This is a genomic window from Tropicimonas sp. IMCC6043 (genome assembly GCF_004146235.1).
Classification (GTDB): Bacteria; Pseudomonadota; Alphaproteobacteria; order Rhodobacterales; family Rhodobacteraceae; genus Tropicimonas.
This window is the reverse complement of the sequence record NZ_SELO01000016.1, coordinates 13540-27433: the sequence shown is the minus strand read 5'-3', so window position 1 is coordinate 27433 and position 13894 is coordinate 13540. Positions and strand designations below refer to the sequence as shown.

Genomic DNA, 13894 nt, shown 5'->3' with positions numbered 1-13894 from the left:
GACGTGGCAGAAGAAGCGCACGGCGGCGGAATCCAGATCCATCCGATGGACCAGTTCGTGGTCAAACCGCTTTTTGGCGGCGACTCTGTCGGAATGCTCACCCCCACCAACGTCACGCTCTGGCTGGCGATCGCCGTAGGGGTGATCACCCTGCTGCTCGTCGTCGGCACGCGCGGCCGCGCCATCATTCCCAGCCGCGCCCAGTCCGTCGCCGAGCTCGCCTATGGCTTTGTCTACAAGATGGTCGAGGATGTCGCCGGCAAGGACGCGCTGGTCTTCTTCCCCTACATCATGACGCTCTTCATGTTCATCGTCACCGCGAACATGCTCGGGCTCGTGCCAATGTCCTTCACCACGACGTCGCATATCGCCGTCACCGCGGTGCTGGCGCTGGCGGTCTTCATCACCGTCACAGTGGTCGGCTTCGTCAAGAACGGCACAAAGTTCCTCGAGCTCTTCTGGGTCAAGTCGGCGCCGCTGCCGCTCCGCCCGGTGCTCGCGGTGATCGAACTGATCTCTTACTTCGTGCGACCGGTCAGCCACTCCATCCGTCTTGGCGGCAACATGATGGCCGGCCACGCCGTCATCAAGGTCTTCGCCGGCTTCGCCGCCATCGCTGCGGTCGCGCCCTTCTCGATCCTCGCCATCGTGGCGATCTACGGGCTCGAGTTGCTGGTCGCCTTCGTGCAGGCCTACGTTTTCACCATCCTGACCTGCGTCTACCTCAAGGACGCGCTGCACCCGTCGCACTGACGGTCGCGAACAGGTCCCCGACACAGACAGAAACATCCACTTCCAATCGCAAGGAGAAACGAAAATGGAAGGCGATATCGCAAGCATGGGTCAATTCATCGGCGCCGGCCTCGCTGGCATCGGTTCGGGCGCGGCCGCTATCGGTGTGGGCCACGTTGCCGGCAACTTCCTCGCCGGCGCCCTGCGCAACCCCACTGCCGCGGCCGGTCAGACCGCGACGCTCTTCATCGGCATCGCCTTTGCCGAAGCCCTGGGCATCTTCTCGTTCCTGGTCGCGCTTCTGCTGATGTTCGCCGTCTGAGCAACATTTCTTCCGATCCTTGCCGCCGAGGGGGCGGGCCGACCCGTTCGGCCCCTCGGTGAACCACCAGATCCAGGAGGATAGCATGGCCGGCGAAAGCCAAGCCCCCGAAGCCGGGGCACATACCGAAGGCGCCATGGAGGCCCTGCACGATGCGGCGCAAGGCGGCACGGCTGCGGCCCACGCGACCGAAGCGGCCGGCATGCCGCAGCTGGACTTCGCGACCTTCCCAAACCAGATCTTCTGGCTGATCGTCGCCATCCTGGCGATATATTTCATCCTGACCCGGATCGCGCTGCCGCGCATCGCCGGCGTCCTTGCCGAGCGCAAGGGCACGATCACCAATGACATCGCCGCGGCCGAGGAGCTGAAGCTCAGGGCGGTCGAGGCCGAGAAAGCCTACCACAAGGCACTGGCAGAGGCCCGTGTCGAGGCACAGAAGATTGCCGCCGAGGCCCGCGCCGCGATCAAGGAAGATCTCGACGAGGCGACGGCGAAGGCGGATGCCGAGATTTCCGCCAAGACGGCCGAATCCGCCGAGCGCATCGCCGAGATCCGCGACAGCGCGATGGCGAGCGTCGACGCGGTGGCCAAGGACACCGCGGCGGAGATCGTCACCAGCCTCGGCCGCCCGGTCGATGCCGGCGCCGTGGCAGCCGCCGTCGAGGCGCAGATCAAGGGAGACGCCTGATGCGCAAGCTCATCCTTTCCGCAGTGCTCGCGACCGCGGCCGCGCCTGCCCTGGCCGCCTCAGGGCCGTTCTTTTCGCTGGCAAACACCAATTTCGTCGTCCTGATCGCCTTCCTCCTCTTTGTCGGCGTGCTGGTCTATTTCAAGGTGCCGGGCATGCTCGGCAAGATGCTTGATGACCGCGCCGACACGATCCGCGGCGAGCTCGACGAGGCGCGCGCGCTGCGCGAGGAGGCCCAGACCCTGCTGGCGCAGTTCGAGCGCAAGCAGCGGGAGGTCTCCGAACAGGCGGGCCTGATCGTGCAGCATGCCAAGGCCGATGCCGAGGAAGCCGCCAAGCAGGCAAAGGTCGACCTGGAAAAGTCGATCGCCCGCCGCCTGAAGGCCGCAGAGGACCAGATCGCCTCTGCCGAGGCAAACGCGGTCCGCGAAGTTCGCGACAGGGCCATCAACGTGGCGATCGCCGCCGCGTCGGAAGTGGTCGCCAAGGGCATGACCGAAAGCGATGCGACGGCGATGATCGACGAGAGCATCAAGGTCGTTGACGCCAAGCTGCACTGAGCGCCGTTGGCAATCTGAAAACCTCGATCGAAGGCCGGCATCTGCCGGCCTTTTCAGTTTCGACGGCTAGCGGCGTCAGGCCGACCAGTCGGCCAGGACGTGATAGTCCTGTCGTTCGACCGGAGCTTCGAGGAACTCCGCGAAATTTGACCAGAGCTGCGCCACCTTCTCGGTCGTCTCCTCGTCCATCGTCTCCTGGGTGGTGAGCGCGATCACCAGCCCGCTGCCATCGTCTTGCATCACGTTGATGAACCGCACCATCCCCGGAAGGCCCAGGATGTTGCCGCGGAGCCCGTTCATCACCTCGGTCGCCCCCGCCCGTGAGCCGGGTTTCATCTTGTAGCTGGTAATGCGCGCATACATGGCTGTCCTCCCTGGAATGCCGCCGGATTCGGTGGTGGGTCGGGTGACCCTGCGGAAAGTATACCATGCGGCCGGAGATCGACCGATTCCCCGTGCGCTCTCCTGTCGCAAACCGCCTTGCTTGTCGGAGGCGGTCGTGGCGCCCCGAAAGGAAGAGGCCCTGCCGGTGCTCCGCCGGCAGGGCCTCCCGTTTCTGTGGTTGACTTGCCAGCAGCGGCCGTGCCGATGCCGGCCCACGTCAGTAGCGGACCTGCGGGCACGGAGGATAATCGGCGTATCCGCAGGGCGACTGGTTGGCCCAAGTTTCTGCGTTAGTGGTCTGATACATCGCAGCGCGCGCCGCCGTGCGCCGTGCCACGCCTGCGCCCGAGATCGGCGTCAGCGGGCGTCCGATACGGTCGATGAATACCGCCGCCGGCCCGGTCAGGTTCCAGAGGTCACCCTCCAGCACGTCGACATCGAAAACGAGATCCTCGCCAGACATCGCCGGCGAGCGCAGGGTAACGACGATATCGGCGATCTGGTCGGCACTGTCTCCGAAGACCGACACGGTTGCGTTCGGCGGGTCGGCCGCGAAGCTCTCGGACCCCTCGTTCCATTCAGACAACAGGTCGGCGACGGTCGCGTGGCCGGCCGCGCGCACCGGCCGGTCGGCAAAGACGATGGCGTTTTGTGCCACGTCCTTCAGGGTCAGGGTGCTGCCCTCGAGTGTCGCCCCGTCGGCGTTCAGCACAATCAGGGACGGAACCACTTCGGGCCGTGCCTGCCCGATGGTCTTTTCCAGCGGCTTGTGCGGTGGCGGCCCGTCCTGCGCCCAGGCGGTCGCCGAGCAGAACAGGGTTGCCGCAACGCATGTCGCGATCATTGTCAGCTTTTTCAGGTCATTCATTTCAATACCTTCTTTCCTCTCCTGTCATGGAATTTGCCGGCATCCAGAGAACCGAACCGACAGATGCCGGCCGGGCAGTCGCATGTCCGGCATCTGTCAGGACCGACGATATGGTCCTGGATCCCGCAATCGTTGGGGCCCGCCTCGCGATCGGCTCCCGGTCTGGCGAGACCGAGTGGCCCGAGAGGGACGTTGGGATAACGCATCGCGAGCCCGGTCTGACAGACAAGGCGTATGTTGCTGCCGGAGCCACAGGCGGGTGTTGATCGAGATCAAGCGAAGAATACACCGCTTGACTTCATGGGCCAGAAGAATCGCGGACCGGCCAGTTGGCCGATCCGGTTATGCTTCTCAGCATCGGAGCGCCGCGCGGCGTGCCCCTGTCAGGATGGAAAGTTCTACGCCTGAGGCCGGATCAGGATGTCGACCCGGCGGTTCTGCGCCCGGCCTTCCTCGGTGAGGTTCGAGGCGACCGGTGCGTCCTCGCCGCGGCCGCTCGCGGTGATCCGGTAGGGCGCGACGCCGCCGGCGACGATCATGTTCGAGACCGCCTGTGCCCGGCGCACCGAAAGGTCCTGATTGTAGGACGCATCGCCGGTGTTGTCGGTATGGCCGACGATCTGGGCCGTGGTGTCCGGATACTGGTTGAGGTTCCTGGCCAGCGCCGCAAGGTCGCCCTGAACGGCCGGGCTTACCGCCGCGCTGTCGACGGCGAAGAGAATGTCCTGCGGCATCGTCACCCGGAGCAGGTCGCCCTCTTGGGTAATCGCGATGTTCGGGTTGGAGATCGACTGGCGCAGTGCCTCTGCCTGCCGGTCCATCCGGTTGCCGACGATCGCGCCGGCGCCGGCGCCGATCGCGGCACCGATGGCCGCGTCCCTGGCCTCGCCCTCGCCGACCACGAGCCCGGTCGCGGCGCCAATCACGCCGCCGACGATTGCGGAATCGCGTGTGTAGTTGCGGTTCGGGTCGAGATTCGCCGGGTCGGTGCAGGCCGCCAGAAGAAATGTGCCGCCGAAGACGACAAGGATAAATCGGGAACTCATGCTCTTTGCCTCACGTTCTTGTTCTGATCCGAGGATAGTCCGGATCGCGACGGATTGGCAGCCCCGATCATCGCGCGACAGAGGCGCCTATCCGGCGTCCGCCCGAGCCGATTCCCAGGCCAGCAACGCCCGCTTGACCGGCAGGCCCCAATGGTAGCCGCCCAGTGCCCCGGACTTGCGGATCGCGCGGTGGCACGGAATGAGCCAGGAGATCGGGTTGCGCCCGACGGCTGTTCCGACGGCGCGGCTGGCCTTCGGGTGGCCGATGGCGCCGGCAATCTCGGAATATGTGGTGACATGGCCGGAGGGGATCTTCAGCAGCGCCTCCCAGACCTTGATCTGGAACGGCGCGCCGATCAGGTGCAGCTGCGCCGGCCGGTCCGCCTCGGCGGTGCCGAGCACGGCCGCCATCCAGGGGGCAAGCGCATCCGGATCCTCGCGATACGTCGCCTGCGGCCAGCGGCTCACCATATCCGCCATCGCCACCTCCCGCCCGGTCTCGGCTGTGAAGGCGAGGCCGCAAAGCCCTGTCTCGGTCCCCATTGCGAGACTCTCGCCGAACGGCGTGTCGAACCAGCCCCATGCGATCCCAAGCCCCTTGCCGCCGCGGGCGAACTCTCCCGGCGTCATCGCCTCCCACCTGAGAAACATGTCATGGAGCCGACCGCTGCCCGACAGCCCGACGGCATCGGCCGTCTCCAGCGTCGTGAACCGTTCCCGCAACAGGCATTTCGCCTGCTCCAACGTGAGATATTGCTGGTAGCGCTTCGGTGATACCCCGACCCACTGGCTGAACAGCCGCTGGAAATGCGCCGGGCTCATCTGCATCCGCGCCGCCAGCTCCTCGAGCGACAGCATCTCGCCGGCCGCCTTCGCGGCGTCGATCTCGTCGAGCGCACGGCGCATGACGTGGAAGTGGTAGCTGGAATCGGGAGCGTTCATCTCGGACCTGTTCTTGGCTTGAACCCAAATCTAGGCTTCCGCTCGGCCACGCGCGACCCGTTTCCTGCGCTTGTCGCGCCCGCTCCAATTATTCTGCACCCAAATAACCCGGGGGAACGCGCGGGTGGGCGTGGGTGGCAGCGCCCCCTTGCCCCGCCCTGCCGCAGCGGGCATGACGCTTCCATGAGCAAGCAACTCCCCTATGCCACCCTGCGCCGGATCTTCGAAGCGTTCCGGGCGAGCGAACCGGAGCCCAAGGGCGAGCTGGAGCACACCAACGCCTTTACACTGCTCGTTGCCGTCGCGCTCTCCGCACAGGCGACCGACAAGGGTGTCAACCGCGCGACGCGGGCGCTCTTCGCGAGGGTCTCGACGCCGCAGGAGATGCTCGATCTCGGCGAGGAGCGACTGATCGAGCATATCCGAACCATCGGTCTTTACCGCAACAAGGCGAAGAACGTGATGAAGCTCTCGCGCATTCTCGTCGAGGACTATGGTGGCGAGGTGCCGAATTCGCGCGCCGCGCTCGAGAGCTTGCCGGGCGTCGGGCGCAAGACGGCGAATGTCGTGCTTAACATGTGGTGGCGCATGCCGACCCAGGCGGTCGACACCCATATCTTTCGGGTTGCCAATCGCACAGGGATCGCACCGGGCCGCGACGTCCTCGCCGTCGAGCGCGCCATCGAGGACAATGTCCCGGCCGATTTCGCGCTTCATGCGCATCACTGGTTGATCCTGCACGGACGCTATGTATGCAAGGCGAGAAAACCCAACTGCGCGGTCTGCGTGATTGCCGAGCACTGCCAGAGGAACGGCGTCGAATGAGCGAGAAATATCAGGTCGTCGGCATCGGAAACGCGATCGTGGACGTGTTGTCCCATTCCGACGACAGTTTCCTGGACATCATGGGGATCGAAAAGGGCATCATGCAGCTCATCGAGCGCGGCCGTGCCGAGATCCTCTACGCCGCGATGGATGACCGCCGCCAGGCGCCGGGTGGCTCGGTCGCCAATACTTTGGCCGGTCTCGGCCACCTCGGGCTCAGGACTGCTTTCATTGGCCGGGTCCATGACGACGCGCTCGGGCGCTACTATGCCGAGACGCTGGCCCGCGAGGGGACCGATTTCGTCAATCCGCCGGTGCCGAATGGCGAGCTGCCGACCTCGCGCTCGATGATCTTCGTCTCGCCGGACGGCGAGCGTTCGATGAACACCTATCTCGGCATCTCCGCCGAGCTTGGCCCGAACGACGTGCCGGACGCTGTGCCCGCAGCGGCCGAGATCCTGTTCCTCGAGGGCTATCTCTTCGACAAGGACAAGGGCAAGGAGGCGTTCCTCAAGGCCGCGCGCCTCTGCAAGGTGGCCGGCGGTCGTGCCGGCATCGCGCTCTCGGACCCGTTCTGCGTTGACCGGCACCGGGCCGACTTCCGCTCGCTGGTGGTGCACGAGATGGATTACGTGATCGGCAATGTCCATGAATGGTGCGCGCTCTACGAGACCGACGATCTCGAGACCGCGCTCGGCCATGCCCGTCTCGACTGCCCGATGGTGATCTGCACCCGCTCGGGAGACGACGTGGTTCTGATCCGCGGCAACGAGCGGATCGAGGTGCCGGTGCACCGGGTGACGCCGGTCGACGCCACCGGCGCGGGCGACCAGTTCGCCGCCGGCTTCCTCTACGGGGTGAGCACCGGGCGCGACCTCGCCACCTGCGGGCGGATGGGAGTTATCTGCGCGACCGAGGTGATCGGCCATCTCGGGCCGCGCCCGGAGACCGACATGCGCGATCTGTTCCGCGCGGAGGGGGTTCTCTGAGGCCTCAGTCGCGGCAGTCTGGGCTGGCCGTCAGCCTCTCGCGGGCACCGGCGGGTTCGAGCGCCCGGTATCTTCCCTCCGAATAGCGCTCGCAGTCGAGCGCCAGCCCAAGCGCGACCAGCGTCGCCGCGATGTCCTCGCCATCCGCGGTGCAGTTCCCGAGCCGGTGGTTGGAGACCATCTCGTCGGAGACGCGGCAGGCGACGAAACGGTTCCGGACGATCTCCTGCATCCCGTTCCGGGCGCGCTCGGCCTCCCGGTGCGACGCGCGGGGCATGTCGATGCCACTGATCCGGATCGGCGTGCCGGCGATGACAATGGTGTCGCCCTGTGCAACAAAAACCTCCCCCTGGCTCGCCGCCAGAAGCAATGCAAAACCGGTCGCAAGAACCATCATCTCGTCATACCTCCTCAAAAATGCGATCTATATATTCAGAGGCTACACAACGATACCTTGCGTATCAATTCCGGAATATCGAGTTGATCTTTTGTCCCTTTGGTGCAATTGGCAAACGATGAAGATCGGCGAAGTCATCGCCCGGGCGCGTCGCGCCGCCGGGTTGAAGCAGAAGGAGCTGGCTGCCGCGGCCGGTGTCCATGTCCAGACGCTCAAGCGCCTGGAAGGCGGAGGCGGCGCCGGCTATTCCACGGTCCGCGCGCTGGAAAAGGCGCTTGGCAAGGCCGGCGCGAGCTGGACCGAGACCGATGACGGCTTCGAGCTACGGGTGTCCCTGAAATCGAAGAAATAGGTGCGGCCCCGCCGGTTGGGGCGGAGACACTGAGCTGTCAGGCGCGGCGTCCCGGACCCTCGGCGGCATCACGTCCGGCGACAATACACGCCTCGCGCCACTCAGCCCTCCCCGCGCCTCAGATCAACATGCGTCGCGGATCTGCCAGCAGGCGACAAAGATGGGCCATGAACCGCGCCGCGTCGGCGCCGTTGATCACGCGGTGATCATAGCTCAGGTCGAGCGGTAGCATTGGCGCGGGGCGTGGCGTGTCGCCGTCCCAGACGGTCGCCGTTTCGGTGCGGGTGATACCGAGAATGGCAAGCTCGGGCGGGTTGACGATCGGCGTAAAGGCCGTCCCGCCGATGCCGCCGAGCGAGGAGATGGTCATCGAGGCACCGCCCATCTCGTCCGGCCCTACCTTGCGCTCCTGCGCGCGGGCGGCGAGGTCGGAAATATCGGCCGCGATCTGCAGGAGCCCCCGGCGGTCCGCGTCGCGGATCACCGGCACCATCAACCCGTGAGGCGTGTCGACGGCGATCCCGATATGGACATAGTCCTTGAGCACAAGCGTCTCGCCGTCGGGCGTGAGCGAGGCATTGAACCGCGGAAAGGCGCGAAGGGCCAGCGCGGTTGCCTTGACGTGAAAGGCCAGCGCGGTGAGCTTCACGCCGCGCGCCCGGGCCTCGTCCTTCATCTCCCGGCGAAAGGCCTCGATTGCTGTGACGTCGGCCCGATCATGGTGGGTTACCTGCGGAATCACCGCATTTGCGGCGCCCAGATTGGCCGCGGCGACGCGGGCGAAGCGGCTCATCGGTTCCTCGGTCACCGGCCCGTATTTGCCGTGGTCCACGTCCCAGTAGGACTTGTCGCCGGCGGGGACCCGTGCGGGCGTGTCGCGCTCGAGATCCTCCCGCGCAATCGTCGTCCTGCCAAGATCGTCGGCGAGTTGCTCGATGTCGATTCCCATGCGTCCGGCGAGTGCGCGGACGGAGGGTGATGCGATGACGTCCGACATGCTGCCCCCTACCAACTGGCCGAGATGTATTGAGTTTCCATGAATTCGAGCATGCCTTCATGCCCGCCTTCACGGCCAAGGCCGGATTGCTTCATGCCTCCGAACGGGGCGGCCGGGTCACTGACAAGGCCGCGGTTAAGGCCGACCATGCCATAGTCCATCCGCTCGCAGACCTGCATGCCCCGCTTCATGTCCTGCGTGAAGACATAGGCCACGAGGCCGTATTCTGTGGCGTTGGCCCGACGGATGACGTCTTCCTGATGGGAGAAGGATTGCAGGGCGGCAACCGGGCCGAAGATCTCGTCATGAACGCATTCGGCGGTTTCTGGGACGTTGGTGAGTACTGTCGGCAGGTAGAAGTAGCCCTTTCCTTCGGGTGCCTTTCCGCCGACCTCGACTTTCGCGCCCCTGGAGACGGCATCTTCCACGAAGGCGGCTACCTTGTCGCGGGTGTCGGCGTTGACCAGCGCCCCCACGTCCACTGTCGGATCGGTACCATCTCCGACCTTGAGTTTGCCCATTGCCTCGGCAAGGCGCCGGGTGAACTCCTCCGCGACGGCCTCGTGCACGTAGATCCGGTTGGCGGCCGTGCACGCGGAGCCGAGGTTGCGCATCTTGGCAACCATGGCGCCCTCGAGCGCGACATCGAGATCGGCATCGTCAAAGACGATCAGCGGCGCGTTGCCGCCAAGTTCCATCGCCGGCTTTAGCACCTGATCCGCGGCGGCGTGAAGGAGCTTGCGGCCGACGGCGGTCGATCCGGTAAAGGAGATCACCCGCACCCGCGGATCCTGCATCATGTGGCTCACCAGCGGCCCGGCGCTTCGGGTCGGGAGCACGTTGACCAACCCCGGCGGGACGCCAGCCTCTTCGAGCAGCGGCATGAGCGCCAGCATGGTCAGCGGTGTTTCGGCGGCCGGCTTGATGATCACGGCACAGCCCGCGGCGAGGGCCGGCGCGATCTTGCGCGTTCCCATCGCCGCCGGGTAGTTCCACGGCGTCACCAGTACGGCGATGCCGGCGGGCTTGTGCTGCACGATGATCCGGGCGCCCGATGCGGGGGCGTGGGTCACCATCCCGTCGGCCCGGACGGCCTCCTCCGCGAACCACCTGAAAAACTCGGCGGCATAGGCGGCCTCACCCCGGGCATCCGCGCCGGCCTTGCCGTTTTCCAACGTGATCAGGTGCGCGAAATGGTCCAGCCGCGCGGTCATCAGTTCCCAGGCTCTGCGCAGAATTTCGGAGCGCGCCCGCGGGGTGCGCGCGGCCCAGTCCTTCATCGCCGCTTCGGCAGCGTCCAGCGCCGCGTCCGCATCGGCGACCGAGGCCGAAGCGACCGACGTGATGCATTTCTCGGTCGCCGGGTTGACCACGTCGAACCGCTCGCCAGAATCGCTCTTGTGCCAATCGCCGTTGATGTAGAGGTCGGTGAAATCCATGTCGTGCTCCATGTTTCAGAGCAGGTGGCGGAGCGGTTGCTCCATCCGGCCTGCAAAATCGGAGAGAAGGGCGACGGCCTCAGACGCGGTGAGGTGATGGCTCGCGCATTCGAGCGTGAGAGCGAAACCCTCGCCGCGGGCCGAGACGGTCAATACGGGGGAGTCCTCCGGCCCGAGATGCACGCTGCCGATCCGGCTGGAGCGCAGATCGCGCAAAACGAGATCCACGGCGGTGCCGGAATCGGTCTCCGCGACATCGCCGAACTGCCGGCCCGGAACGGAATAGTGCCGCGTCCCAACCGGCGTTTCGACCGCGACTACCGCACCATCCGACTTCAGGCTTGCACCGGCAAGGCCCGCAAGCAGTGCGCCGTCATCCTGGAGACCGGCCTGTTCCGCTGCCCAGAGCGCGAATCTCGAGAACCCGTCGGACGGAACCTGGGCGGTGATCCGTCGTGCCCCGGACGAGGGACCCGGCGCCGCTTCCGCGGGAAGGGACCGGAGAATCTCCAGGTCCTTCACGTGGTACGGTTGTGGATACCCTTCCCGGACGAGACGATTCAGGTCCAGCCGCTGTTCCAGGGCCAGGCGGCGCGCCTTCGGAGAGGCGAGTATGCGGTCATGTTCCGAGACCACCTCCGCCCTCGCGGGAGGCGGCGGCGTAGCCGGGACCGGAGCTTTCGGCGCCGCCTTTGGCGCCGTCGCTGCTGGGGGCGCGGTCGGTGCGGCAGCGGGCGCGCTCTTGCGGCTCCGCTGCACCGGTGCTTCCGGTTTGTCGGCCGAGATGATGGCGATCGCCTCGCCTACGGGAGCATCCTCGCCGGCTTCGGCCAGAAGCGCAGCGACGAAGCCGTCGTGACCGGCCTCGACCTCCATCGTGGACTTGTCTGTCTCCACTTCGAAAAGGATGTCGCCGGCAGCCACGGCGTCGCCGGGGGCCTTGTGCCAGGCGACAATCAGGCCGCTGTCCTGTGCCATGCCAAGGGCCGGCATGATGACCTCCCGGCCCGTCGGCAGGTCGGTGTCCGCCGGCAGCGGGGCGTCGGCAGGGCTCTCTTCGGCCTGCACGTCCTCCTTGCTGTCGCCGATCATCGCAATGACTTCGCCCACGGGCACGTCATCGCCGGCGTCACGCCGGACCTGGAGGAGAAACCCGTCAGTCTGCGCCTCGACTTCCATCGTCGCCTTGTCGGTTTCCACCTCGAACAGCACATCGCCCTCCGAGACCGCGTCGCCCGGACGCTTGTGCCAGGCGACGATCAGGCCGGAATCCTGCGCCATGCCCAGGGCGGGCATGATCACCTCATGCGGCATGGATCATCTCCCCGTGTACGAGGCGACGTGCATTTTCGACTACGCTTTCCGGGGTCGGGACGGTGATGTCCTCGAGCGCCGGGCTGAAAGGAACAGGCACGTCCATCGCGCCCATGCGCAGCACCGGCGCGTCGAGATGATAAAACGCCTTCTCGTTGATCCGGCTGGCGATTTCGCCCGTGACGCCAAAGCTCTGGTGGCCCTCGTCCACCACGATTACCCGGCTGGTCTTCCGGGCCGATGCCAGAAGGGTCTCCTCGTCAAGCGGCACGATGGTGCGCGGGTCGATCACCTCGGCGCTGATGCCCTCGCTTCCAAGGATCTCGGCGGCCTTCTGGCAGACCTGCACCATCGAGGACGTCCCGATGAGCGTGATGTCCGATCCCTCGCGCAGAACATTGGCTTCGCCGAAGGGGATCAGATACTCCTCCTCCGGCACGGGCGCCTTGTCCTGGTACATCAGCTTGTCTTCAAAGATCACCACGGGGTTGTCGTCGCGGATGGCGGTCTTCATGAGGCCTTTGGCTTCGTAGGCGGAACTCGGCAGCGCCACCTTGAGGCCCGGGATATGCGCGACCAGCGCGTGCAGCGACTGCGAGTGCTGCGCGGCGGAGCGACGGGTGGCTCCCAGGTTGGTGCGCAAGACGAGCGGCACGCTCAGCTTGCCGCCGGACATGTAGTGGGTTTTGGCCGCCTGATTGCAGAGCTGGTCCATGATCAGGTAGATGAAATCGCCGAACATGAGGTCCACGACCGGGCGGGTGCCCGTCATGGCCGCCCCGACCGCGATGCCCATGAAGCCGGGTTCGGCAATGGGCGTGTCGACCACACGGGCTGTTCCGAATTCCTCGACGAGCCCGCTCAGAACCTTGAACGGCGTGCCCGCCTCGGCGACGTCCTCGCCGATGATGAACACGGTCTCGTCACGGCGCATCTCTTCGGCCAGAGCTTCGTTGACGGCCTGGGAAAGGGTGATCTCTCTCATCTCGCGTCTCCTCGGGCAAGCGCGTGTTTCACGTCCGTGTAGACATGCATGTCCACTTCGGTGGAATCGGGGTATTTGGCGGCCAACGCATAGTCGACGGCCGCCTTGGCATCGTCCGCAATCTCGGCGTTCATCGCGTCGATCTCCGCCTCGTTGGCGATTCCCTGTTCCACCAGCCAGGACCGGAAGCGGATGATCGGGTCCCTGTTTTCCTTCCAGTCCTTCTCCTCGTCTTTGGAGCGGTAGTAGTCGCGGTTGATATCGCCGACATGGTGGCCGTGGTAGCGATAGGTCTTCAGCTCGACGAAGAACGGCCCCTCGCCCTTGCGCGCCCGGGCAACGAGCTTTTCGGTCAGGGCGTTGACGGCAAGGACGTCCTGCCCGTCGACCTGGTGGCTTTCGATGCCGAACGCTTCGGCGCGGGCGACAATCGACCCCGCAGCGATCTCGTCGGTCCGCGTGTATTCGGAATAACCGTTGTTCTCGCAGGCGTAGATGACTGGCAGCTTCCAGAGCGCGGCCATGTTCATGACTTCGTACCAGAGGCCCTGCGCGGTGGCGCCGTCGCCAAAGAAGCAGACGGTCACGTCGTCCTTGCCCAGAAGCTTGGCGGTGAAGGCCGAGCCGGTGGCGATACCCATCGATCCGCCGACGATGGCATTAGCGCCCAGATTGCCGTTCGACTGGTCGGCAATATGCATCGAGCCGCCCTTGCCGCGACAGTAGCCTTCCTCCTTTCCCAGAAGCTCACAGAACATTTCCTTGAACTCGGCACCCTTGGCCACGCAATGGCCGTGCCCGCGATGGGTCGAGGTAATCTTGTCGGTGACGCGAAGCGCCTCGCAGATCCCCACCGCGACCGCCTCCTCGCCGGAATACATATGCGTGAGACCCGGCATCTTGGCCGAGAGGTAAAGCTGGTTTGCGTTGTCCTCGAAGGCGCGGATCCGCGCCATCTGGCGGTACATGCGCAGATAGTCGTCGACGTTCGATTTTTTTGCTTTGGCGCGGCTCATGGGTATTTCTCTCGGGAAAGGCGCCCGGTTCCGTG

17 protein-coding genes are annotated in these 13894 nt (G+C 65.5%); 7 read left to right on the top strand and 10 right to left on the bottom strand.

Features of this window, described 5'->3' with window-relative positions:
* Window positions 1-3 precede the first annotated feature (3 nt).
* The 4 genes from EU800_RS14865 (at window position 4) to EU800_RS14850 (ending at window position 2305) form a co-directional block, all read left to right on the top strand.
* Window positions 4-753 (top strand): F0F1 ATP synthase subunit A, encoded by a 750-nt coding sequence (locus tag EU800_RS14865; protein ID WP_242500586.1) that lies wholly within the window; start codon window positions 4-6, stop codon window positions 751-753.
* Window positions 754-817: 64 nt separating this feature from the next.
* Entirely contained in the window at window positions 818-1054 is a 237-nt protein-coding gene (locus tag EU800_RS14860) for a F0F1 ATP synthase subunit C (RefSeq protein WP_089230816.1), read from the top strand.
* 136 nt (window positions 1055-1190) lie between these two features.
* Window positions 1191-1745: a F0F1 ATP synthase subunit B' gene (locus EU800_RS14855; protein ID WP_129633902.1), complete on the top strand. Its 555-nt coding sequence runs from the start codon at window positions 1191-1193 to the stop codon at window positions 1743-1745.
* On the top strand, window positions 1745-2305 hold the full coding sequence (locus EU800_RS14850) for a F0F1 ATP synthase subunit B (RefSeq protein WP_129633745.1): 561 nt from the start codon (window positions 1745-1747) through the stop codon (window positions 2303-2305). Before EU800_RS14855 ends, EU800_RS14850 begins: the two co-directional genes overlap by 1 nt.
* 75 nt (window positions 2306-2380) lie before the next feature.
* Here the strand turns inward: EU800_RS14850 and EU800_RS14845 are convergent, their stop codons facing one another.
* The 4 genes from EU800_RS14845 to EU800_RS14830 all read right to left on the bottom strand — a co-directional run bounded on the left by EU800_RS14845 (window position 2381) and on the right by EU800_RS14830 (window position 5545).
* Window positions 2381-2668, bottom strand: coding sequence for a hypothetical protein (locus EU800_RS14845; RefSeq protein WP_129633743.1), 288 nt, complete (start codon window positions 2666-2668; stop codon window positions 2381-2383).
* Window positions 2669-2906: 238 nt separating this feature from the next.
* Entirely contained in the window at window positions 2907-3557 is a 651-nt protein-coding gene (locus tag EU800_RS14840) for a hypothetical protein (RefSeq protein ID WP_129633741.1), read from the bottom strand.
* Between the two features lie 398 nt (window positions 3558-3955).
* Entirely contained in the window at window positions 3956-4603 is a 648-nt protein-coding gene (locus EU800_RS14835) for an OmpA family protein (RefSeq protein WP_129633739.1), read from the bottom strand.
* 87 nt (window positions 4604-4690) lie between these two features.
* Window positions 4691-5545, bottom strand: coding sequence for a bifunctional helix-turn-helix domain-containing protein/methylated-DNA--[protein]-cysteine S-methyltransferase (locus EU800_RS14830; protein ID WP_129633736.1), 855 nt, complete (start codon window positions 5543-5545; stop codon window positions 4691-4693).
* 183 nt (window positions 5546-5728) lie between these two features.
* Here EU800_RS14830 and nth point away from each other — a divergent pair, with 183 nt between their 5' ends.
* Window positions 5729-6370 (top strand): endonuclease III, encoded by a 642-nt coding sequence (nth, locus tag EU800_RS14825; protein WP_129633734.1) that lies wholly within the window; start codon window positions 5729-5731, stop codon window positions 6368-6370.
* Window positions 6367-7359: an adenosine kinase gene (locus tag EU800_RS14820; RefSeq protein ID WP_129633732.1), complete on the top strand. Its 993-nt coding sequence runs from the start codon at window positions 6367-6369 to the stop codon at window positions 7357-7359. Before nth ends, EU800_RS14820 begins: the two co-directional genes overlap by 4 nt.
* Before the next feature lie 4 nt (window positions 7360-7363).
* On the opposite strand, the gene EU800_RS26880 is transcribed toward EU800_RS14820, so the two are convergent.
* Window positions 7364-7756 carry a thermonuclease family protein gene (locus EU800_RS26880; RefSeq protein ID WP_165354678.1) on the bottom strand — a complete coding sequence of 131 codons (393 nt, stop codon included), beginning with the start codon at window positions 7754-7756 and terminating at the stop codon, window positions 7364-7366.
* A 118-nt stretch (window positions 7757-7874) separates the two neighbouring features.
* Between EU800_RS26880 and EU800_RS26875 the strand changes: the two genes are divergently transcribed.
* Window positions 7875-8108: a helix-turn-helix domain-containing protein gene (locus tag EU800_RS26875; protein ID WP_165354677.1), complete on the top strand. Its 234-nt coding sequence runs from the start codon at window positions 7875-7877 to the stop codon at window positions 8106-8108.
* A 118-nt stretch (window positions 8109-8226) separates the two neighbouring features.
* Here the strand turns inward: EU800_RS26875 and EU800_RS14810 are convergent, their stop codons facing one another.
* From EU800_RS14810 to EU800_RS14790, 5 genes are read right to left on the bottom strand one after another with little or no spacing between them, the layout of a single operon-like run.
* Window positions 8227-9105 carry a 2-oxo acid dehydrogenase subunit E2 gene (locus EU800_RS14810; RefSeq protein ID WP_129633728.1) on the bottom strand — a complete coding sequence of 293 codons (879 nt, stop codon included), beginning with the start codon at window positions 9103-9105 and terminating at the stop codon, window positions 8227-8229.
* A gap of 8 nt (window positions 9106-9113) precedes the next feature.
* Window positions 9114-10544, bottom strand: a complete 1431-nt coding sequence (locus EU800_RS14805) for an NAD-dependent succinate-semialdehyde dehydrogenase (RefSeq protein ID WP_129633726.1) — start codon at window positions 10542-10544, stop codon at window positions 9114-9116.
* Between the two features lie 15 nt (window positions 10545-10559).
* Window positions 10560-11858, bottom strand: a complete 1299-nt coding sequence (locus EU800_RS14800; protein ID WP_129633724.1) for a biotin/lipoyl-containing protein — start codon at window positions 11856-11858, stop codon at window positions 10560-10562.
* Window positions 11848-12843 carry an alpha-ketoacid dehydrogenase subunit beta gene (locus tag EU800_RS14795; RefSeq protein ID WP_129633722.1) on the bottom strand — a complete coding sequence of 332 codons (996 nt, stop codon included), beginning with the start codon at window positions 12841-12843 and terminating at the stop codon, window positions 11848-11850. The genes EU800_RS14800 and EU800_RS14795 overlap by 11 nt, the downstream gene beginning before the upstream one ends.
* The gene (locus tag EU800_RS14790; protein ID WP_129633720.1) at window positions 12840-13859 is read right to left on the bottom strand and encodes a thiamine pyrophosphate-dependent dehydrogenase E1 component subunit alpha; all 1020 of its coding nucleotides are present in this window, start codon (window positions 13857-13859) and stop codon (window positions 12840-12842) included. Before EU800_RS14790 ends, EU800_RS14795 begins: the two co-directional genes overlap by 4 nt.
* Window positions 13860-13894 lie beyond the last annotated feature (35 nt).

Bases quoted from the DNA above. Each gene is read 5' to 3' on its own strand.
- EU800_RS14790 (WP_129633720.1), bottom strand. From the start codon at position 13,859: ATGAGCCGCGCCAAAGCAAAAAAATCGAACGTCGACGACTATCTGCGC.
- EU800_RS26880 (WP_165354678.1), bottom strand. From the start codon at position 7,756: ATGATGGTTCTTGCGACCGGTTTTGCATTGCTTCTGGCGGCGAGCCAG.
- EU800_RS14795 (WP_129633722.1), bottom strand. From the start codon at position 12,843: ATGAGAGAGATCACCCTTTCCCAGGCCGTCAACGAAGCTCTGGCCGAA.
- EU800_RS26875 (WP_165354677.1), top strand. From the start codon at position 7,875: ATGAAGATCGGCGAAGTCATCGCCCGGGCGCGTCGCGCCGCCGGGTTG.
- EU800_RS14860 (WP_089230816.1), top strand. From the start codon at position 818: ATGGAAGGCGATATCGCAAGCATGGGTCAATTCATCGGCGCCGGCCTC.
- EU800_RS14850 (WP_129633745.1), top strand. From the start codon at position 1,745: ATGCGCAAGCTCATCCTTTCCGCAGTGCTCGCGACCGCGGCCGCGCCT.
- nth (WP_129633734.1), top strand. From the start codon at position 5,729: ATGAGCAAGCAACTCCCCTATGCCACCCTGCGCCGGATCTTCGAAGCG.
- EU800_RS14835 (WP_129633739.1), bottom strand. From the start codon at position 4,603: ATGAGTTCCCGATTTATCCTTGTCGTCTTCGGCGGCACATTTCTTCTG.
- EU800_RS14855 (WP_129633902.1), top strand. From the start codon at position 1,191: ATGGAGGCCCTGCACGATGCGGCGCAAGGCGGCACGGCTGCGGCCCAC.
- EU800_RS14810 (WP_129633728.1), bottom strand. From the start codon at position 9,105: ATGTCGGACGTCATCGCATCACCCTCCGTCCGCGCACTCGCCGGACGC.
- EU800_RS14820 (WP_129633732.1), top strand. From the start codon at position 6,367: ATGAGCGAGAAATATCAGGTCGTCGGCATCGGAAACGCGATCGTGGAC.
- EU800_RS14845 (WP_129633743.1), bottom strand. From the start codon at position 2,668: ATGTATGCGCGCATTACCAGCTACAAGATGAAACCCGGCTCACGGGCG.
- EU800_RS14800 (WP_129633724.1), bottom strand. From the start codon at position 11,858: ATGCCGCATGAGGTGATCATGCCCGCCCTGGGCATGGCGCAGGATTCC.
- EU800_RS14830 (WP_129633736.1), bottom strand. From the start codon at position 5,545: ATGAACGCTCCCGATTCCAGCTACCACTTCCACGTCATGCGCCGTGCG.
- EU800_RS14840 (WP_129633741.1), bottom strand. From the start codon at position 3,557: ATGAATGACCTGAAAAAGCTGACAATGATCGCGACATGCGTTGCGGCA.
- EU800_RS14805 (WP_129633726.1), bottom strand. From the start codon at position 10,544: ATGGATTTCACCGACCTCTACATCAACGGCGATTGGCACAAGAGCGAT.